Source organism: Paenirhodobacter enshiensis, from assembly GCF_000740785.1.
GTDB lineage: Bacteria > Pseudomonadota > Alphaproteobacteria > Rhodobacterales > Rhodobacteraceae > Rhodobacter > Rhodobacter enshiensis.
Genome location: NZ_JFZB01000029.1, coordinates 1 through 18,064, shown reverse-complemented (window position 1 = coordinate 18,064; position 18,064 = coordinate 1). Strand labels below are relative to the sequence as shown.

Here is an 18,064-nt window from a genome sequence, read left to right as displayed (position 1 = left end):
CAGATCGCCGGGCCGGGCCCCGGGGGGCGTGTCGCACTTCGGGGGAAGGTGTCCTCATGTCCGCGAAGCCGGGCAGGGGGCGACGAAACCGAGACCAGCATGACAGGGAAAACACCATGACCACACCGCGTTCCAATCCGCCGGCTCCGCTGAACCTCACCGTCGCCGTGCACGACCCGGCCCGGCGCCGGGCGCTGAAGCTCGTGGGGGCAGGGGCGCTCGGGGCCGCACTGAGCCAGGTGGCGGGGGGCATCGCCTTCGCCGCCGATGCCGAGCCGCTGAAGATCGGCCTGATCGTCACCTATTCCGGCCCCTATGCCGATTACGGCAAGCAGATGGACAACGGCATCGCGCTGTGGCTGAAGCAGAACGGCGAGCGCGTCGCCGGTCGCGCGGTCGAGATCGTGCGCCGCGACACCGCCGGCCCCGCCCCCGACCTCGCCGCCCGTTTCGCGCGCGAGCTGATCACCCGCGACAAGGTTCAGGTCATCATCGGCCTCGATTTCAGCCCGAACGCCATGGCCATCGCCCCGGTTCTGAGCCAGGCGAAGGTGCCCTGCATCATCCTGAACGCCTCGGCCTCGGACATCCCGAAGAAGTCGGATTACATCGCGCGGATCTCGTTCACCGTCGGGCAGGTCTCGGCGCCGATGGGGACCTGGGCGGGCCGGCAGGGCATCAGGACGGCAATGACGGTGGTGGCGGACTATTCCTCGGGCGCCGATGCCGAGACCGCGTTCAAGACCACCTTCGAGGCCGGGGGCGGCAAGGTCGTCGACAGCCTGCGCGTGCCGATGAACAACCCGGACTTCTCGGCCTATGTCCAGCGCATCAAGGACACCAGGCCCGAGGCGGTGTTCTTCTTCTTCCCCTCGGGGGATCTGCCGAACAACTTCCTGAAGGCGGCGAAGGAGCGCGGCCTCGCCGAGGCGGGGATCCGGCTTCTGGCGACCGGCGAGGCGATGGATGACAGCTACATGCAGGCGGCGGGCGATGCCGGCCTCGGGCTGATCACCACGCATCACTATTCGACGGCGCACGAGTCCGATCTGAACCGCAAGTTCATCGCGGGCTATGCCGCCGACAATGGCGATTACGCGCCGAATTACATGGCGATGACCGCCTATGACGGGATGGCGGTTCTGGACAAGGCGCTGACGGCGACGGGCGGCAAGACCGATGGCGCCACGCTGATGGGCGCGCTGAAGGGGCTGAGCATCGAGAGCCCGCGCGGCCCGATCGAGATCGGCGACAAGACCCGCGACATCATCCAGACGGTCTATGTCCGGCGCACCGAGCGGCTGGAAAACGGCAAGCTCGCCTGCATCGAGTTCGACAAGTTCGAGAAGGTGCAGGATCCGCGCGCCTGATCCGGCGCGACGGTGACCAAGCCCGGAGCGGGTGATCCGCTCCGGTCCGGGGCCAGGGACGGCGTGGCCGGCCCAAGCGGAGGATGCGATGTCTGGTCTGCCCATCGTGCTGTTCGACGGCACGGTCTACGGGATGCTGCTGTTTCTGATGAGCGTCGGGCTGTCGGTGACGCTCGGGCTGATGGGGGTGGTGAACCTCGCGCATGGCAGTTTCGCGGCCATCGGCGGGTTCGCCTCGGTCGTGCTGGTGCACCGGCTGGGGATGCCGTTCCTGCTGGGCGTGCCGCTTGCCGCGCTGATCACCGCGGCGATCGGCGGCGTGCTGGAGGCGGTGCTGTTTCGCCGCCTCTACCGGCGCGGGCCGCTCGATCAGGTGCTGTTCACCATCGGCATGGTCTATGTCTGGATCGCGGTCTCGACGCGGATCTGGGGGGCGGGGCAGCAACCGGCCGATCTGCCGGCGTTTCTGCAGGGCCAGATCGCGCTTTGGCCCGGTGCCGAGGTCGGCGCTTACCGGCTGTTTCTGCTGATCCTCGGGGGAGTGCTGGCGGCGGGTATCTTCTTCGGGCTCGAACGCACGCGGTTCGGCGCGCGGGTGCGTGCCGCGCAAAGCGATCGCGACATGGCGGGCGGTGTCGGCATCAATGTCGACCGGCTGTTCCTGCTCAGCTTCGCCATCGGGGCGGGGCTGGCGGGCGCGGGCGGCGCGCTGGCCATTCCGGTGATCGGGCTCGACCCGAGCTTTCCGCTGAAATACCTCGCCTTCTTCCTGATCGTCGTCAGCCTCGGCGGGCCGGGGACGGTGACGGGATCGCTCGTCGCGGCGCTGATCGTCGGCATCGTCGATGTGGCGGGCAAGTATTACCTGCCCGGGGCGGGCGGGTTCCTGATCTATGCGCTGGTCGTCGCGATGCTGATCTGGCGCCCGCAAGGACTGGTGGCGCGGACATGAGCGATCTTCATTCCTCCATCTCGTGGCGCAGGCCGGTGGCCGAGGCGGCGGTCCTGGCCGCGCTCGCCGCGCTGCCGCTGGTGTCGCAGGATTATCTGCTGTTGCTGACCCAGGTCGCGGTGCTGGCGCTGTTCACCCTGTCGCTGGAGCTGCTGGTCGGTCAGGCGGGGATCCTGTCGCTCGGCCATGCGGCGTTCTTCGGCATCGGCGCCTATGCGGCGGCGTTTCTGGCGCTGGCGGGCTGGGAAGAGCCGATCTCGGGCCTGCTGATCGCGGGCGGCATCGCCGGTCTCGCGGGGCTGGCGATGGCGCCTCTGGTGCTGCGCGCGAGCGGGCTGACCCAGCTGATGGTGACGCTGTGCCTCGGGCTGATGCTGCACGAGGCGGCCTCGCGCGGGCGGGACTGGACCGGGGGCGACGACGGGCTGTCGGGGTTTCTGAACAGCCCGGTGCTCGGTCTGTTCGAGTTCGATCTGTTCGGGGTGACGGGCTATCTGTATGCGCTGGCGGTGCTGGGGATCTGCTTCGCGGCTTTCACGCTGATGCGGGCGGCGCCCTTCGGCACGGCGCTGCGCGGCATCCGGCAGAACCCGGTGCGGATGGCGGCGCTCGGCACGCCGGTCGGGGCGCGGCTGGCGCAGGCCTATGCGCTGTCGGCGGCGATGGCGGGGCTCGCGGGCGCGCTGATGGCCGAGACCACGCAGTCCGTCGCGCTTGAGGCGCTGAGCTTCCAGCGCTCGGCCGAGGTGCTGATCGTGCTGATCCTCGGCGGTGTCGGCTCGCGTTACGGCGCGTTGATCGGGGCGGCGGTCTATGTGCTGGCGCGCGATTGGCTCTCGGCGCTGAGCCCGGAATACTGGCTCGGCTGGCTCGGTCTGCTGATGATGGCGGTGGTGCTGGTCGCGCCGCGCGGCATCGCCGGGCTGCTGGCGCGGGTGCGGCTGCCGCGCGCCCGGGCGAAGACGGAGGATCGGGCATGAGCGACGGAGCGCGGCTGAACGATTATGCGCTGTCGGTCGAGGATGTTTCGATCCGCTTCGGCGCGTTGCAGGCGGTCGACGGCGTGTCGCTGCAACTGCCGGCCGGAGCCCGCCACGCGCTGATCGGGCCGAATGGCGCGGGCAAGAGCACCTTCGTCGGGCTGATCACCGGCACGTTGCGGCCCGACAGCGGGCGGGTGCTGCTGGGGGGGCATGACGTGACGCGGACGGGGTTCTCGGCGCGGGTGCGGCGCGGGCTGGTGCGCAGTTTTCAGGTGACCTCGCTGTTTGCCGAGATGTCGGCGCTCGATTCGGTCCTTCTGGCGATCGCCGAGCGCGAGGGGCGGAGCGCGCGGATGCTGCGCCCGCTCGGCCGTTACGGCGCTTTCGTCGATGAGGCGGGCGAGATCCTGCGTTCGGTCGGGCTGATCGGCGTGGCGAAACGGCCGGTGTCGGATCTGGCTTACGGGCAGCAACGCGTCGTCGAGATCGCGCTGGCGCTCGCGGCGCGGCCGCGGGTTCTGGTGCTCGACGAGCCGGCGGCGGGGATCCCGGCGGGCGAGAGCACGCGGCTGTTCGAGGTGCTGGAGGGGCTGCCGGCCGAAGTGGCGCTGCTGTTCGTCGAGCATGACATGCACCTCGTGCGCCGGTTCGCGCGGGCGGTGACGGTGCTTGCGGGCGGCAAGGTTCTGGCCGAGGGCACGCCCGCCCATGTCGCCGCCGACCCGGCGGTGCAGGACGCCTATCTTGGCCGCAGGGGGGCGGGGCTTCATGCTTGAGCTGGAAAACGTCTCGGCGGGCTATGGCCGCGCCACGGTGATCGAGGACGTGTCGCTGAGCCTGCCCGAAGGCGGGCGGCTGGCGCTTCTGGGGCGCAACGGGGTGGGCAAATCGACGCTGATCCGCACCATCATGGGGCTGACCGATCTGCATGGCGGCAGCCTGCGCTGGCGCGGTGCGGAGATCGGCGGCGCGGCCATCGCGCGGCGCACGGGACTGGGCATCGGCTGGGTGCCGCAGGAGCGGCGGGTGTTTCGCAACCTGACGGTCGAGGAGAACCTGACCGTGGGCGCGGTGCCGGGGGAATGGACGCTCGGCCGCGTCTACGCGCTGTTGCCGCGGTTGCAGGAGCGGCGGCGCAACCTCGGCTGGCAGTTGTCGGGGGGCGAGCAGCAACTGGTCGCCATCGGCCGGGCGCTGCTGCTGAACCCGGCGCTGCTGCTGCTCGATGAGCCATTGGAGGGGCTGGCGCCGGTGATGGCGGAGCTGGTTCTCGCCACGCTGCGCGAGGTGGCGATGGGGTCGGGCGTCGGGGTGGTGATCGTCGAGCAACATGCGATGGATGCGCTGGGCCTCGCCTCGGAGGCGGTGGTGATGGACCGCGGCCGGATCGTCGCGGCCGAGCCCGCCGTGCGGCTGATCGGCGATCCCGAACGGCTCGATGCGCTGACCGGGGTGGGGCTCGGAGGAGAGTAGCGGGTTCGCGGGCCGCCGAAGGTCGTGAGAGGCTGCCAGGGGTCTGAAAACGAGAGGGCTTTGCCCCCGCAGAAAGCGGAAGCGATGGGGGCTCTGCCCCGCAGATACCAAGGGGAGGGGGGCTCTGCCCCGCAGATACTATAAGGGGAGGGGGCTCTGCCCCCTCGGGCCTGCGGCCCTCACCCCCGGGATATTTGCGGCGAATCGAAAGGGAAAGAGGGGCGCCCGTCGGGCGCCCCGTTCGTGTTTCGGAAGGCTGGGGTCAACCGTCGATGCGGATGCGCGCGTTCTGCGGATCGAAGGGGCTGTCCTCGGTGACGAGGGCATCCCATTCCTTCATCTGCATCTTGACCTTCAGTTTCGTGCCCGGCTCAGCCAGATCGGGGCGGACGTAGCCCATGCCGATCTGCTTGCCGAAGGCCGCCGAATAGCCGCCCGAGGTCAGACGGCCGACTTTCTCGCCATCCACGAACAGCGCTTCCTTGCCCCAGGGGTCGCTGTCCTCGGGCCCGTCGATCAGCACGGTGACGCATTTCGACCGCACGCCGGTGTCGAGCATCGCCTGCTTGCCGAGGAAGTCCTTGCCGAGGTCGACGAAGCGGTCGAGGCCGGCTTCGAGCGGCGTCGCATCGCGGCCGAGTTCGTTGCCGAAGGCGCGGTAGCTTTTCTCCTGACGCAGCCAGTTCTGCGCCCGCGCGCCCACGCCTTTCAGGCCGTGCTTCTCGCCCACCGACCAGATCAGGTTCCACAGGTAACGCGACATTTCGATCGGGAAGTGCAGCTCCCAGCCGAGTTCGCCGGTATAGGCGACGCGCACCGCGCGAACCGGCGCCATGCCGAGCTCGATGTCGCGATAGCTGAGCCAGGGGAAGCGCTTGTTCGACAGCACCGTTTCGGGGTTGGCGTCGCGCACCAGTTCCGCAAGCAGTGCGCGCGCGTTCGGACCGGCGAGCGCGAAGACGCCCCACTGGTTGGTGACCGCCTTGACCTCGACGGGCGCGCCGCCCGCGGCGAGGAAGTCCTCGACCGATTTCAGCAGGAAGTCCTCGTCATAGGTTTCCCAGGCACCGGCGGAGACGAGGTAATATTCATCCTCGGCCAGACGCACGATGGTGTATTCGGTGCGCACCGTGCCCTTGACGGTCAGCGCGTAGGTCAGGTTGATGCGCCCGACTTTGGGGAGCTTGTTGCAGGTGAACTGGTCGAGGAAGGCGGTCGCGCCGGCCCCTTTCACCACATGCTTGGCGAAGGCGGTGGCGTCGATGATGCCGACGGTCGAACGGATCGCCTCGGCCTCGGCCCTGGCATATTGCCACCAGCCGCCGTGGCGGAAGCTGCGGCTGTCGTGGTCGAAGCCTTCGGGGGCATCCTTCGGGCCGTAGTAGTTCGGCCGTTCCCAGCCGTTGACCTGACCGAACTGCGCGCCCATCGCCTTTTGCGCGTCATAGTTCGGCGTGGTCTTGAACGGGCGGGCGGCGGGGCGCTCTTCGTCGGGGTGGTGGCAGATGAAGACGTGCTCGTAGCACTCTTCGTTCTTCTTGATGGTGTATTCGGTGGTGATGTCCTTGGAGTAGCGCTTCGGATCGAGCGAGGACATGTCGATCTCGGCCTCGCCCTCGGTCATCAGCTGGGCGAGATAGTAGCCCGTGCCGCCGGCCGCGGTGATGCCGAAGCTGAAGCCCTCGGCGAGCCACATGTTGCGCAGTCCGGGCGCCGGGCCGACCAGCGGGTTGCCGTCGGGGGTGTAGCAGATCGGGCCGTTGAAATCGTCCTTCAGGCCGACATGTTCGACGCTCGGCAGGCGGTGGATGAAGGACATGTATTCTTCCTCGATCCGTTCCAGATCGAGCGGGAACAGATCGGCGCGGAAGCTGTCGGGGCAGCCATAGGCGAAGCGCGCCGGGGCGTTCTTCTCATACGGGCCGAGGATCCAGCCGCCGCGTTCCTCGCGCACATACCAAAGCGCATCCGAATCGCGCAGCACCGGGTGCTCGGGGTTGCCTTCCTCGCGCCATTTGACGAGGGCGGGATCGGGCTCGGTGACGATATACTGATGCTCGACCGGGATCGCCGGGCTCTTGATGCCGAGAAGGCGCGCGGTGCGCTGCGCGTGGTTGCCGGTCGCGGTGACGACGTGCTCGGCGTGGATCTCGTACTTCTCTTCGCTCGGCACCAGCATGCCGCCCTTCTCGATCATCCTGGTAACCGAGACGATCCATTCCGACCCGGTCCAGCGATAGGCGTCGACCTGGATCCGGCGCTCGATCGTCACGCCGCGCTGGCGCGCGCCCTTGGCCATGGCCTGGGTCACGTCGGCGGGGTTGATGTAGCCGTCCTGCGGGTGGAACAGCGCGCCGACCAGATCCTCGCAATTCATCAGCGGCCAGCGGTCCTTCATCTCCTTCGGAGAGAGGAACTCGTGATACACGCCCGTGGTCTCGGCGACCGAGGAATAGAGCATGTATTCGTCCATCCGCTCCTGCGTCTGGGCCATGCGCAGGTTGCCGACGATGTGAAAGCCCGGGTTCAGCCCGGTCTCTTCCTCGAGCGTCTTGTAGAAGTCGACCGAGTATTTGTGGATGAAGTTCGAGGCGTAGTTCATGTTGAACAGCGGCAGCAGGCCGGCCGCGTGCCAGGTCGAACCCGCGGTCAGCTCGTCGCGCTCGACGAGCATGACGTCTTTCCAGCCGGCCTTGGCCAGATGGTAGGCGATCGACACGCCGACGGCACCGCCGCCGACGACCAGAGCTTTGACATGGGTCTTCATGAACTGCTTCCTTGCGAGGTTTCCTCCGGTCGGAGGTTGCCCCGATTAGAGCGCAGTCGCCGGCGCCCGGGCACAGAGACCCGACACTTGCCAGCCAAAAGCGACATCGGCGAGATATAGCGGCGGGCCCGGCGAGGGGGCGGAATGCGCACGGCCGCCGGATGGTCCGGCGGCCGTGCGATGTTCCTCGCGATGCAGGGCGCTTACTGCCGGCGGGCTTTCAGCCAGGCATACCACACGTCGGTCGAGCCGCCGAAGGCGTTGACGTCGGTGATACCGCCTACGCCCGGCACCACGCCGGTTCCGGTCCATTGCCAGAAGCTCCACCGCTCGCCCGGATAGCGCGCCGAGGGGTGCGCCGCCGTCGAGCGCAGCCAGAACTCGACCCCGCGCAGCTGTCCGAGCGCGTTGTCGGCATAGAAATCGGGCGTCGTGTAGACCAGCGGCCGGGTCTTGTAATAGGCGCCGACGATGGCGGCATATGCGCTGATTTCCTTGCGCACCGTGGCTGGATCCGGGAACCGGCGGCAGCTGCGTGACTGGTGATTCCACTCGATGTCCAGCACCGGCGGCAGATCGCCCGACACCCGCGGCACGTTCCGGATGAACCAGTTCGCCTGCTCCTGCGGGGTGCGGCAGAAATAATAGAAGTGATAGGCGCCGACCGGCACGCCCGCGGCCCGGGCCTGAGGGGCGTTCGCGCTGAACCCCGGGTCGATGTAATTGCCGCCTTCCGTCGCCTTCAGCCAGGCGAAGTTCACCCCCGAGCTGCGCGCCTTCGGCCAGTCGATGCGGCCCTGATAGCGCGCGGCGTCGATGCCATGCACCGGCAGCATTGCCGGATGGACCTCTTGCCAGGGATGCGGTTTGGTGTCGCCGAACTGTGCCGGAACGCCGGGGGCGCGATAGGTCGCCGGGTCGATCTGCTTCGGAGCCATCAGCGTTCCGCGCATCGGCCCCCCTGAGTCGCGCCCGCTGTGCCCGCCGCACCCCGCGAGTGCGGCAAGCGCCATGATTGCAGCTGTCACCTTGATGAACGACATCGCCTGTCCCCCTTGGCCTGTCCCGCTGCGGGCCGGCCGCTGATGTTTTTCGACACGTTCCCGCAAAACCGCGGGAATGTCACGAGGGACTGTGGGCGATGTGCGCCGCTCAGGCGGCGGTCAGCTCGTCCCAGCAGGCCAGCGTCTTAGAGGCATACATCAGCGCCGGTCCACCGCCCATCTGCACCGCGAGGCCAAGCACCACGCCCAGCTCCTCGCGGCTGGCGCCGGTTTTGCGCAGCGCATCGACATGGAGCATGATGCACGGCTCGCACCGCGAGATCACCGCCATGCCTAGCGCGATCAGCTCCTGCGTTTTGGCATCGAGCGCCTCATTTTGCGACACCGCCTTCGACAGCGCGCCGAAGCCTGCCATCATCTCGGGGACGGTCTTGTTGACGGTGCGCAGATCGCCGCGCAGCGCGGCCAGGTTTTCCTTGTAGCTCATGGGCTATCCTCCGGGGTTCCAGGTGCCGCACTCCGGAGAATTCCGGGGATGGCGGCGCAAGCGACACAATTATATTCATTTTTGTGAATGCAATTTCAAGGCCGCATCCGTTGCTGCGTCACAACGTCGTGTGCCGGCGGTTGCGGTGCCCCGGGGGTGCCGGGCCGCATTGCCTTGCGCCGCCGCCTTGGCTAGGGTCGGCCTCGATATTCGGAAAGGATCTGCCCGTGCCGCTCAGCAACACGTTCCTGCGCAAGGTCTGTCTGGTTTCCGCGCTGGCGCTCGGCACGACGCCGGCGATGGCCGACACGAACCCGGCCGGGGCCTATCTCGCGGCGCGCATCGCGACCTTCGAGAACGATTACGCCGCCGCGCGCGATTATTACGACCGGCTGCTGCTGTCGGATCCGACCCAGCCCGCCTATCAGGAGGGGGCGCTGGTCAGCCATATCGCGCTTGGCGAGTATGCCCGCGCGACGGCGGTGGCCGATGTGATGATGCAGCAAAAGCCGCTCAGCAGTCTGGCCTCGCTGACCGAGCTGGCGGCGGCAGCCGAGGCGGGCGATTACCAGAAGGGGATCGCGCTTCTCGATGGCGGGGCGACGCCCGGGGCGCTGGTCAGCGGGATCTACCGGGGCTGGGCGCTGGTCGGGCTCGGGCGGATGACCGAGGCGGCGAAGACCTTCGACGATCTGGCCAAGACCCGGGAGATGGCGGCGATCGCGCTGTTTCACAAGGCGCTGTCGCTGGCGATGGTGGGCGATTACGAGGGCGCCGACGAGATCCTGTCGGGCCGCTTCGCCGATGTGTTCCACAGCACCCGCCGTGGTGTGATGGCCCATGCCGAGGTGCTCTCGCAGCTCGAACGCGACCCCGAGGCCCTGCAACTGATCGACTCGACCTTCGGTCAGGGGCTGGACCCGGAGCTGACGGCGCTGCGCGACCGGCTGACGAAGGGCGAGATGCTGCCCTTCGATCTGGTGCCGAACGCGAAGGCCGGCATTGCCGAGATCTATCTTTCGGTCGCTCAGGCGCTGCAAAATGGCGCCGAGCCTTCGGCTGTGGCGTTGGTTCACGCGCGGCTGGCATCCTGGATCCGTCCCGATTTCGGCGAGCCGGTGCTGGTTTCGGCTTCGATTCTGGCGGCACAGAAGCAATACGATCTGGCCATCGCGGCCTTCGATTCGATCGATGCGGCGAACCCGACCTATCCTTCGGCGCAGCTTGGCCGGGCCGAGGCGCTGCGCGAGGCCGACCGCGCCGACGAGGCCATCGCGGTGTTGCAGGACCTGTCCCGCGCGCGCCCCGATCTGGCGGCTGTGTGGGTGTCGCTCGGCGACGATCTGCGTCGCGAGAACCGCTTCAAGGAGGCGGCCGATGCCTATGACAAGGCGGTGGGGCTGACGCCCTCGCCCGGCAAGCGCGACTGGTTCCTGTTCTACGCCCGCGGTATCTCGCGCGACAAGTCGGGCGACTGGACCGGGGCCGAACAGGATCTGAAGGAAGCGCTGGTGCTGTCGCCCGATCAGGCGACCGTGCTGAATTACCTCGGGTATTCCTATGTCGAGCGCAAAGAGAACCTCGACGAGGCGCTCGACATGATCCGCCGGGCCGTCGCGGCGGCGCCCGATCAGGGCTATATCACCGACAGCCTCGGCTGGGCCTATTTCCGGCTCGGCCGCTATGACGAGGCGGCGACAGCGATGGAAAAGGCGTTGTCGCTCGACCCGCGCGAGCCGTTGCTGAATGACCACATGGGCGATGTCTACTGGGCGCTCGGGCGCAAGCGCGAGGCGGAATTCCAGTGGCGCCGGGCGCTGAACCTCGGTCCCGGGGTCGAGGACGATCTGGATCTCGACCGGGTGAAGCGCAAGCTCGAGGTCGGTCTCGATCAGGTGCTGAAGGACGAGGGGGCGCCCCCCCTGCATCCGGCGGCCCCCGCAGGCCCCGACGCTTCCGGCCCCGCTGCTCCGGCGCAGAACTGAGCCTGCGCCCGGCGATGATCGAGGTCTTCGCACCCGCCAAGATCAATCTGGCGCTGCATGTCACCGGCCGTCGCGAGGACGGCTATCACCTGCTCGATACGCTGGTGGCTTTCGCTCCGGTCGGAGACACGCTGCGACTGCGCCCGGCGCCGGGGCTGTCGCTGACGGTTTCCGGCCCGGAAGGGGCGGCGGTGCCGGCGGGGCCAGAGAATCTGGTGCTGCGCGCCGCGGCTTTCGTGCCCGGTGCGGGGGGGGCCGAGATCGAGCTCATCAAGCGGTTGCCGACGGCTTCGGGCATCGGCGGCGGCTCCTCCGATGCGGCGGCGATGCTGCGCGGGCTGGCGCATCTGCGCGCGGTGACGGTGCCGGCCGAAGGGCTGGAGCGACTCGGCGCCGATGTGCCGATGTGCCTGAGCCCGCATCCGGCGCGCGTCACCGGCATCGGCGAGCGGATCGTTCCGGTGACGCTGCCCGAGCTGCCGGCGGTGCTGGTCAACCCGCGTGTCGCGGTGGCGACGCCCGCGGTGTTCCGTGCGCTCAGCCGTCGCGACGGGGCGCCGATGCCGGACCTGCCCGTTTTCGCCCGCGTCAGCGATTGCATCGACTGGCTGAGCGCTCAGCGCAACGATCTGGAGGCGCCGGCGGTCGCACTGGCGCCGGAAATCGGGGCGGTGCTGGGTGCTCTTCGTCAGACGGCAGGCTGCCGTCTGGCGCGGATGTCGGGCTCCGGCGCCACCTGTTTCGGCCTGTTCGCCACGATGGCCGAGGCCGAGGCCGCCGCCGATGCCCTGCGCGCCACGCATCCCGGCTGGTGGATCGCGTCGGGTGCGCTTGGCGATCAGGCGGTGCGCTCGGCTCCGAAACCCGTCTGAACGGCCTCCTCGCAACGAAAAACGGCCCCCTGAGGGACCGTTCCTGCAAAGCCGTCAGGGCAGGGCGGGCTTATTTCAGCCGCGCCACCACGTAATCGGCCAGATCCGCCAGCATGTCGCGCAGCTCTCCCGCGGGCATGATGTCGAGCGAGGCCCGCGCCTTCGCCCCCCAGTCGAGCGCCGTCTTGCGCGTCGATTCGAGCGCGCCGTGACGGTGCATCAGCTCAAGCGCATGGTCCAGATCGCCCTCGCGCTGGTCGCCCTGTTCGATCACCCGGCTCCAGAACGCGCGCTCGGTCGCGTCGGCCGCGGCCACCGCACGGATCACCGGCAGCGTCAGCTTGCGCTCGCGGAAATCGTCGCCGGTGTTCTTGCCGATCGCGGCGCTCGACCCGCCGTAATCCAGCAGATCGTCCGCCATCTGGAACGCGATGCCGAGCGCGTCGCCATAGTCGAACATCGCGCGGACCTGCGTCTCGGGCGCGCCGGCCAGAACCGCACCGACCTCGGTCGCGGCCGAGAACAGCGCCGCCGTCTTGCCGCGGATCACCTGCAGATAGGTGTCCTCGCCCGTCGCCAGATCCTGCGCCGCGGTCAGCTGCAGAACCTCGCCCTCGGCGATCACCGCCGAGGCGTCGGCGAGAATGTTGATCACCCTCATGCTGCCCGGTGCGGTCATCAGCTGGAAACCACGCGCCAGCAGATAGTCGCCCACCAGAACCGAGGATTTGTTGTCCCACAACAGGTTCGCCGTCGGCCGGCCGCGGCGCTGCTGACTTTCGTCGACCACGTCGTCATGCAGAAGCGTCGCAGTGTGGATGAATTCGACCGTCGCCGCCAGGTGGATGTGATAGGGGCCGGTGTAGCCGCACAGATGCGCCGAGGCGAGGGTGAGCATCGGGCGCAGCCGCTTGCCGCCGGCCTCGACCAGATGGGCGGTGATCTCGGGGATGCGCGGCGCGTGCTCCGACTTCATCCGCTCGTGGATCAGGTCGTTCATCGCGGCCATGTCATCGGCCAGGGCCTGTGCGAGGCGGTCGTGCGGCTTCGTGGCCTTGTCGTCGAGGCTCATCTTCTTTCCTTCCCGGGCGCCCCCGTCTCGACAGGGCGCAGGCGTGCCCGTAAACGAGGATCATGAAAGAGCTTTTGCGCAGCACGGACCCGGTGAAACTGGCTCTGGCCACTGCCCTTCTTGAGGGCGAGGGTATAACGGCCTTTGTGCTGGACGTCCATATGAGCATCCTCGAAGGGAGCCTCGGAATGTTGCCGCGGCGCATGATGGTGGCGGACCGCGATCTGTTCCTGGCGCGGGCGATTCTGACCGATAACGGACTGGGGCCGGAGGCATGAGAACCGAGCCGTTTTCCGAGGCGGAGCTGAGCCATGACCGCTTCCTCGACGGCCGGGTCATGGTGTCGCAGCCGCGGGCGGGCTACCGCGCGGCGATGGACCCGGTGTTGCTTGCCGCGGCCTGTCCGGCGCGGGAAGGGGAGAGGGTGCTCGAACTCGGCTGCGGGGCGGGACAGGCGAGCCTGTGCCTCGGCCGACGGGTCGCGGGGCTGGCGCTTGCCGGGCTGGAGCTGCAACCGGCTTATGCCGATCTCGCGCGCCGGAACGCGCGGGTGAACGATCTGGAGTTCGAGGTGTTCGAGGGCGATCTTGCCCGGATGCCGAAGGCGCTGCGCGCGCTGCGCTTCGATCAGGTGATCGCCAATCCGCCTTATTACCCGCCGGGACAGGGCACGGCCGCGACCGATGCCGGCCGCGAGCGGGCGCAGCGCGAGGCGACGCCGCTCGCCGACTGGATCGCGGCGGGGTATCGGCGGCTGGAACCCGGCGGCTGGCTGACGGTGATTCAGTCGGTCGACCGTCTGGCGGATCTGCTGGCCGCGATGGCGGCGGGGGGCGGGGCGCTGAGCGTGCTGCCCGTCGCGCCGCGCCCCGGTCGCGACGCCGGTCGGGTGATCGTGCGGGCCCGCAAGGGGGCGCGCACGCCACTGCGGTTACTTGCGCCTTTCGTGCTGCACGGCGCCGCGCAGCATGACCGCGACGGCGAGGATCTGAGCCCCCTAGGTCGCGCGGTTTTGCGCGATGGCAGGGAATTGCCGTTCGCCGGGCAATGATCGGCTGATTTTTACCATGGCTTGCGACATTTTCGTGACACGACTCGGGTTTCGTGCTGCACTGGAGTTACCGAAACAGAAGAGGAAGCTGCCATGTCCATGACGTCGCACATCACCGAACTGCGAAGGAAACACGAGGTCCTTTCGGACCAGGTCAATCGGGCGTTGAAGAGCCCGGGCGCGGATGCGCTGACCATCGCTGCCCTCAAACGCGAGAAGTTGCGCCTCAAGGACCAGATTTCGCGTCTGGAACAGCCGGCTGCCGCGATGTGAGGGCCATGCCCCGGCGCATGACCGGACCGGGGCCAACCGACATTCACCCACGGATCCATCTCAACCCATGAGGGTGCGAAAGGCACCCACCGAGACGAAACCGGGGGCGCCGTCGTGACGTGCGCTCAGCGAGGACGGCTTGCCCAGGCCGCGACCAGCGCCCCTGCCGTGATCAGCGCGGCCGCCAGAACCAGAATCGGGCTGGCGGCCGTGGCCCCCGCCGCGATCATCGCGAGCGTGGACAGCAAAGGCGCGGCGTAAGACGTCGTGCCGAGGAGCTGGATATCGCCCTTCTTCACGCCGATGTCCCAGGTGAAGAAGGCGATGCCCACCGGGCCGACGCCGAGCCCAATCACCGCGAGCCATCCCAACGGCGCGGTGGGCCAGCGGGTTTCCTCCATCGCCAGATGCGCGCCGAGCGACAGCACGGCCGTTGCCAGACAATAGACGACGACCGCCGCCGTCGGCACCGCGCCGAGCCGGCGTGAGATCAGCGAATACCCCGACCAGATCAGCGCGCAGAGAAACGCCAGCGCATAGCCCGGCAGCGCCGATGCGCCGCCGATGCCGCCTGCCTGTCCGCCGCGCAGCACGATCATCGCCGCGCCGACGAAGGCGATGGCGGCGCCCAGCACATGCAGCTTGCGCAGATGCTCGCCCGGCAACAGGCCGGAGAAGACCACGATCAGCAGCGGCCAGAGATAGGCGATCAGGCTGGCCTCGGCCGGCGGGGCGAGGCGCAGCGCGGTGAAATAGATGAAATGATAGCCGAACAGCCCCGCCGTGCCGAAGGCATAGACCGACAGCGGGATCGTCTTGAGCTGCCCGAGCCCGCCGCTGAGCACAAGCCACACCAGACCGATGCTGCCGCCGATGGCGAAGCACAGCGCATTGAGCTGCAGGGGCGGAACCGGCGCTGTGCCGACGGTGAACAGTGCGAGCAGTGCCCACAGTCCGATTGCGATGAAGCCGATGGCGGTGGCCTGAACTTTGGTCATTCCGTTCTCCTGTGTCGGCGGCACGATGCGGGAGAAGGGCAGAATTTCCAAGGGATTGCGCGATCCGGGGGGGATCTTTCCGGTCTCTTGGGGGCGACGTGCCGAAATTTGCATCATCGCGCGGGGTGTGGCGCGGGGTGTCCCCCGCGCCCAGTGTCAGATCAGAGCCCTTCGAGGCACATCGCGACGCCCATGCCGCCGCCGATGCACAGCGTGGCGAGGCCCTTCTTCGCGCCCGACCGCTTCATCTCGAACACGAGCGTGTTCAGGATGCGGCAGCCCGAAGCGCCGATCGGGTGGCCGATGGCGATGGCGCCGCCGTTCACGTTGACCTTCGACGTATCCCAGCCGAGTTCCTTGTTCACCGCGAGAGCCTGGGCGGCGAAGGCCTCGTTCGCCTCGATCCGGTCGAGATCGCTGGCCTTCCAGCCCGCTTTCTCCAGCGCCTTGCGGGACGCCGGGATCGGTCCGGTGCCCATGATCGAGGGATCGACGCCCGCCGTGGCATAGGACGCGATGCGCGCGAGCGGGGTCAGACCGCGCCGCGCGGCCTCTTCCTCGGTCATCAGCAGCACCATCGCCGCGCCGTCGTTGATCCCCGAGGCATTGCCCGCGGTTACCGTGCCGTCCTTGATGAAGGCGGGTTTCAGTTTCTGCATCGCCTCGATCGTGGCGCCGTGGCGGATGTATTCATCGGCATCGACCACGGTCTCGCCCTTGCGGGTCTTGACGATGAAGGGGACGATTTCGTCGGCAAATTTGCCGGCTTTCTGTGCCGCTTCGGCCTTGTTCTGAGAGGCAAGCGCGAATTCGTCCTGCATCTCGCGGGTGATCTGGAACTTGGCAGCAACGTTTTCGGCGGTCTGGCCCATGTGATAGCCGTTGAACGCGTCCCACAGGCCGTCCTTGATCATCGTGTCGATGAACTTCAGATCGCCCATCTTGTGGCCGGCGCGCAGATGCGCGGCATGAACCGACATCGACATCGATTCCTGACCGCCGGCGACGACGATCGCCGCATCGCCCAGCATCACGTGCTGAGCGCCGAGCGCAACCGCCCGCAGACCCGAGCCGCAGACCTGGTTGATCGTCCAGGCCGAGGATTCGATCGGCAGGCCGGCATTGATATGCGACTGGCGGGCCGGGTTCTGGCCCTGCGCGGCGGTCAGCACCTGGCCGAGGATCGTCTCGGACACTTCGGCCTTGTCGATGCCGGCGCGCTCGACCACCGCCGAGATCACGGCCGAGCCCAGCTCGTGCGCCGGGGTGGCGGCGAAAGATCCGTTGAAACTGCCGACGGCCGTGCGGCCTGCCGAGACGATGACGACATTTGTCATGGGGTATCTCCTCACAGGGGGTTCGGCTGCCCGGAGGGGCGCGAACCGCTGCGCGAAGGATGCCGTCGGGGGGGGGCAGGTCAAGCGGATTGCCCGAAGCCGGTGCTGTGAAGCATCACTTTGACGCAACGTCGCGGCTTCGGGGGCGCGGCTTCAGGCCCGGCGTGAGTTGCGCGGCCCGTCGCGTTGCCAGGGGACTGCGATGGCCGGGGCGCCGAAGTGATAACCTTGCAGACAGTCGATTCCGAGATGTGTCAGATACGCGGCCTCGGCCGCGGTTTCGACGCATTCGGCGACGGTCAGCATCTCGAAATGCTCGGCGATGGACAGAAGGGCTGCCATCAGAACCTGATTGTCGGGATCGTGGTCAATTCCGGAGATGAACTGCCCGTCGATCTTCAGGATATCGAAGTAGAAATCGCGCAGATAGCGAAACGAGGTGTAGCCGGCCCCGAAATCGTCGAGCGCGAAGCTGACGCCGCGGCTCTGCATTCGCGCCATGAACGCGGCAACCTGTTCTGGCATCTCGATCGCAGAGCTTTCGGTGATTTCGAGAATCAGCCGCTCCCCCAGTGTCGGATCGCGGCTCAGCCCGTCGTCGAGCACCTGGAGCCACAGCGCATTTCCGATCGAGCGTGCCGACATGTTGATCGCCAGACGCAGTGCCGGCGTGCGCGCCAGCGCATCGAGGCCGAGTTCCAGCGCCAGCGTGTCGAGGTGTCTGCCGAGGCCGCCCTGTTCCACTCGCGAGATGAAATCCCGCGCCGGGATGATCCGCCCGGCCTCGTCCAGCACGCGCAAGAGCCCCTCGTAGAATGCGACCTGATCGGGTTGGGCGGCGCGCACCACGGGTTGATAGGCCAACATCACGTTGCGCCGCCGGATCGCGGTTTCCACCATGTCGATCACGTCCTGATCGCGCAGCGCGATGGCGACGTCGAGCGGGTTGGCATGCGGTTTCCCCGCAAGGATCGCGCTTTCGCGGTTCCGAACGAACTCCCTGTCCTTCATGCCATCCTCCATCAGATGAAGGCAGCTTGCGGCCCCGGGGCTAACATGACGTTAACGCCAGCGGAAAAACGGAATTCCGCCGCGGGTTGTGCTCAGCGCCGGGGGCGTCCCAGCGGGATCAGCGCCCAGGCCCGTTCATGCAGGTAATACAGAACGATTTTGGTGAAGACTTCGATCGAGGCGATGGAGCCGGCGAATTTCACGCTGCCGGTGATCAGCCAGCTCAGCACGAATGTGTCGACAGAGCCGGTCACGCGCCAGCTGATGGCTTTGGAAAGGGACCGGGTGTGGCTGTCGCCTGTCGCTGCTGGCATGATGGCTCCTTCGGTTGACCTCTGCCGAGCATGGGTATTTCCACGCAGATTTTCCAGCGTCATTCATGTGCTGGGAACGATGATATGGTGCGGGCGACCGGACTCGATATGTAAG

Annotated in this window: 18 protein-coding genes; 10 read left to right on the top strand and 8 right to left on the bottom strand. The window is 67.7% G+C overall.

The features are described from left to right. Positions 1-116: 116 nt before the first annotated feature. The 5 genes from CG50_RS12395 (at position 117) to CG50_RS12375 (ending at position 4,778) form a co-directional block, all read left to right on the top strand. Positions 117-1,370, top strand: a complete 1,254-nt coding sequence (locus CG50_RS12395; RefSeq protein ID WP_081880422.1) for an ABC transporter substrate-binding protein — start codon at positions 117-119, stop codon at positions 1,368-1,370. A gap of 88 nt (positions 1,371-1,458) precedes the next feature. Continuing rightward, the gene (locus CG50_RS12390; protein ID WP_211248615.1) at positions 1,459-2,322 is read left to right on the top strand and encodes a branched-chain amino acid ABC transporter permease; all 864 of its coding nucleotides are present in this window, start codon (positions 1,459-1,461) and stop codon (positions 2,320-2,322) included. After that, positions 2,319-3,302 carry a branched-chain amino acid ABC transporter permease gene (locus CG50_RS12385; RefSeq protein ID WP_036638887.1) on the top strand — a complete coding sequence of 328 codons (984 nt, stop codon included), beginning with the start codon at positions 2,319-2,321 and terminating at the stop codon, positions 3,300-3,302. The genes CG50_RS12390 and CG50_RS12385 overlap by 4 nt, the downstream gene beginning before the upstream one ends. Then, on the top strand, positions 3,299-4,081 hold the full coding sequence (locus CG50_RS12380) for an ABC transporter ATP-binding protein (protein ID WP_036638885.1): 783 nt from the start codon (positions 3,299-3,301) through the stop codon (positions 4,079-4,081). Before CG50_RS12385 ends, CG50_RS12380 begins: the two co-directional genes overlap by 4 nt. After that, positions 4,074-4,778 (top strand): ABC transporter ATP-binding protein, encoded by a 705-nt coding sequence (locus CG50_RS12375; protein WP_036638883.1) that lies wholly within the window; start codon positions 4,074-4,076, stop codon positions 4,776-4,778. Before CG50_RS12380 ends, CG50_RS12375 begins: the two co-directional genes overlap by 8 nt. A gap of 262 nt (positions 4,779-5,040) precedes the next feature. On the opposite strand, the gene CG50_RS12370 is transcribed toward CG50_RS12375, so the two are convergent. The 3 genes from CG50_RS12370 to CG50_RS12360 all read right to left on the bottom strand — a co-directional run bounded on the left by CG50_RS12370 (position 5,041) and on the right by CG50_RS12360 (position 9,036). Next, positions 5,041-7,545: a GcvT family protein gene (locus CG50_RS12370; protein WP_036638882.1), complete on the bottom strand. Its 2,505-nt coding sequence runs from the start codon at positions 7,543-7,545 to the stop codon at positions 5,041-5,043. Positions 7,546-7,748: 203 nt separating this feature from the next. Next, the gene (locus CG50_RS12365; RefSeq protein WP_036638881.1) at positions 7,749-8,588 is read right to left on the bottom strand and encodes a GH25 family lysozyme; all 840 of its coding nucleotides are present in this window, start codon (positions 8,586-8,588) and stop codon (positions 7,749-7,751) included. 109 nt (positions 8,589-8,697) lie between these two features. Further along, the gene (locus CG50_RS12360; RefSeq protein ID WP_036638878.1) at positions 8,698-9,036 is read right to left on the bottom strand and encodes a carboxymuconolactone decarboxylase family protein; all 339 of its coding nucleotides are present in this window, start codon (positions 9,034-9,036) and stop codon (positions 8,698-8,700) included. Between the two features lie 227 nt (positions 9,037-9,263). Between CG50_RS12360 and CG50_RS12355 the strand changes: the two genes are divergently transcribed. Then, positions 9,264-11,021, top strand: coding sequence for a tetratricopeptide repeat protein (locus tag CG50_RS12355; RefSeq protein WP_051909978.1), 1,758 nt, complete (start codon positions 9,264-9,266; stop codon positions 11,019-11,021). A 14-nt stretch (positions 11,022-11,035) separates the two neighbouring features. After that, positions 11,036-11,893, top strand: coding sequence for a 4-(cytidine 5'-diphospho)-2-C-methyl-D-erythritol kinase (locus tag CG50_RS12350; RefSeq protein ID WP_036638876.1), 858 nt, complete (start codon positions 11,036-11,038; stop codon positions 11,891-11,893). Positions 11,894-11,963: 70 nt separating this feature from the next. Here CG50_RS12350 and CG50_RS12345 read toward each other — a convergent pair whose 3' ends face one another. After that, entirely contained in the window at positions 11,964-12,965 is a 1,002-nt protein-coding gene (locus CG50_RS12345; protein WP_036638874.1) for a polyprenyl synthetase family protein, read from the bottom strand. Between the two features lie 62 nt (positions 12,966-13,027). Between CG50_RS12345 and CG50_RS12340 the strand changes: the two genes are divergently transcribed. From CG50_RS12340 to CG50_RS12330, 3 genes are all read left to right on the top strand, one after another. Then, entirely contained in the window at positions 13,028-13,243 is a 216-nt protein-coding gene (locus CG50_RS12340; RefSeq protein ID WP_036638872.1) for a putative signal transducing protein, read from the top strand. After that, positions 13,240-14,016 (top strand): tRNA1(Val) (adenine(37)-N6)-methyltransferase, encoded by a 777-nt coding sequence (locus CG50_RS12335; RefSeq protein ID WP_036638870.1) that lies wholly within the window; start codon positions 13,240-13,242, stop codon positions 14,014-14,016. Before CG50_RS12340 ends, CG50_RS12335 begins: the two co-directional genes overlap by 4 nt. Positions 14,017-14,109: 93 nt before the next feature. After that, complete coding sequence (locus CG50_RS12330) at positions 14,110-14,289, top strand: YdcH family protein (RefSeq protein WP_036638868.1); 180 nt, start codon at positions 14,110-14,112, stop codon at positions 14,287-14,289. 125 nt (positions 14,290-14,414) lie between these two features. Here the strand turns inward: CG50_RS12330 and yddG are convergent, their stop codons facing one another. The 4 genes from yddG to CG50_RS12310 form a co-directional block, all read right to left on the bottom strand. Next, a complete protein-coding gene (yddG, locus tag CG50_RS12325) occupies positions 14,415-15,287 on the bottom strand; it encodes an aromatic amino acid exporter YddG (RefSeq protein ID WP_036638866.1) in 873 nt (290 codons plus the stop codon). A 161-nt stretch (positions 15,288-15,448) separates the two neighbouring features. Then, positions 15,449-16,624 (bottom strand): acetyl-CoA C-acetyltransferase, encoded by a 1,176-nt coding sequence (locus CG50_RS12320; RefSeq protein ID WP_036638864.1) that lies wholly within the window; start codon positions 16,622-16,624, stop codon positions 15,449-15,451. A 153-nt stretch (positions 16,625-16,777) separates the two neighbouring features. Then, entirely contained in the window at positions 16,778-17,635 is an 858-nt protein-coding gene (locus CG50_RS12315) for an EAL domain-containing protein (protein ID WP_051909977.1), read from the bottom strand. A 92-nt stretch (positions 17,636-17,727) separates the two neighbouring features. Then, positions 17,728-17,949, bottom strand: a complete 222-nt coding sequence (locus CG50_RS12310) for a DUF2061 domain-containing protein (protein ID WP_036638861.1) — start codon at positions 17,947-17,949, stop codon at positions 17,728-17,730. Between the last annotated feature and the right edge of the window lie 115 nt (positions 17,950-18,064).

Bases quoted from the DNA above. Each gene is read 5' to 3' on its own strand.
- CG50_RS12395 (WP_081880422.1), top strand. From the start codon at position 117: ATGACCACACCGCGTTCCAATCCGCCGGCTCCGCTGAACCTCACCGTC.
- CG50_RS12390 (WP_211248615.1), top strand. From the start codon at position 1,459: ATGTCTGGTCTGCCCATCGTGCTGTTCGACGGCACGGTCTACGGGATG.
- CG50_RS12385 (WP_036638887.1), top strand. From the start codon at position 2,319: ATGAGCGATCTTCATTCCTCCATCTCGTGGCGCAGGCCGGTGGCCGAG.
- CG50_RS12380 (WP_036638885.1), top strand. From the start codon at position 3,299: ATGAGCGACGGAGCGCGGCTGAACGATTATGCGCTGTCGGTCGAGGAT.
- CG50_RS12375 (WP_036638883.1), top strand. From the start codon at position 4,074: ATGCTTGAGCTGGAAAACGTCTCGGCGGGCTATGGCCGCGCCACGGTG.
- CG50_RS12370 (WP_036638882.1), bottom strand. From the start codon at position 7,545: ATGAAGACCCATGTCAAAGCTCTGGTCGTCGGCGGCGGTGCCGTCGGC.
- CG50_RS12365 (WP_036638881.1), bottom strand. From the start codon at position 8,588: ATGTCGTTCATCAAGGTGACAGCTGCAATCATGGCGCTTGCCGCACTC.
- CG50_RS12360 (WP_036638878.1), bottom strand. From the start codon at position 9,036: ATGAGCTACAAGGAAAACCTGGCCGCGCTGCGCGGCGATCTGCGCACC.
- CG50_RS12350 (WP_036638876.1), top strand. From the start codon at position 11,036: ATGATCGAGGTCTTCGCACCCGCCAAGATCAATCTGGCGCTGCATGTC.
- CG50_RS12345 (WP_036638874.1), bottom strand. From the start codon at position 12,965: ATGAGCCTCGACGACAAGGCCACGAAGCCGCACGACCGCCTCGCACAG.
- CG50_RS12340 (WP_036638872.1), top strand. From the start codon at position 13,028: ATGAAAGAGCTTTTGCGCAGCACGGACCCGGTGAAACTGGCTCTGGCC.
- CG50_RS12335 (WP_036638870.1), top strand. From the start codon at position 13,240: ATGAGAACCGAGCCGTTTTCCGAGGCGGAGCTGAGCCATGACCGCTTC.
- CG50_RS12330 (WP_036638868.1), top strand. From the start codon at position 14,110: ATGTCCATGACGTCGCACATCACCGAACTGCGAAGGAAACACGAGGTC.
- yddG (WP_036638866.1), bottom strand. From the start codon at position 15,287: ATGACCAAAGTTCAGGCCACCGCCATCGGCTTCATCGCAATCGGACTG.
- CG50_RS12320 (WP_036638864.1), bottom strand. From the start codon at position 16,624: ATGACAAATGTCGTCATCGTCTCGGCAGGCCGCACGGCCGTCGGCAGT.
- CG50_RS12315 (WP_051909977.1), bottom strand. From the start codon at position 17,635: ATGAAGGACAGGGAGTTCGTTCGGAACCGCGAAAGCGCGATCCTTGCG.
- CG50_RS12310 (WP_036638861.1), bottom strand. From the start codon at position 17,949: ATGCCAGCAGCGACAGGCGACAGCCACACCCGGTCCCTTTCCAAAGCC.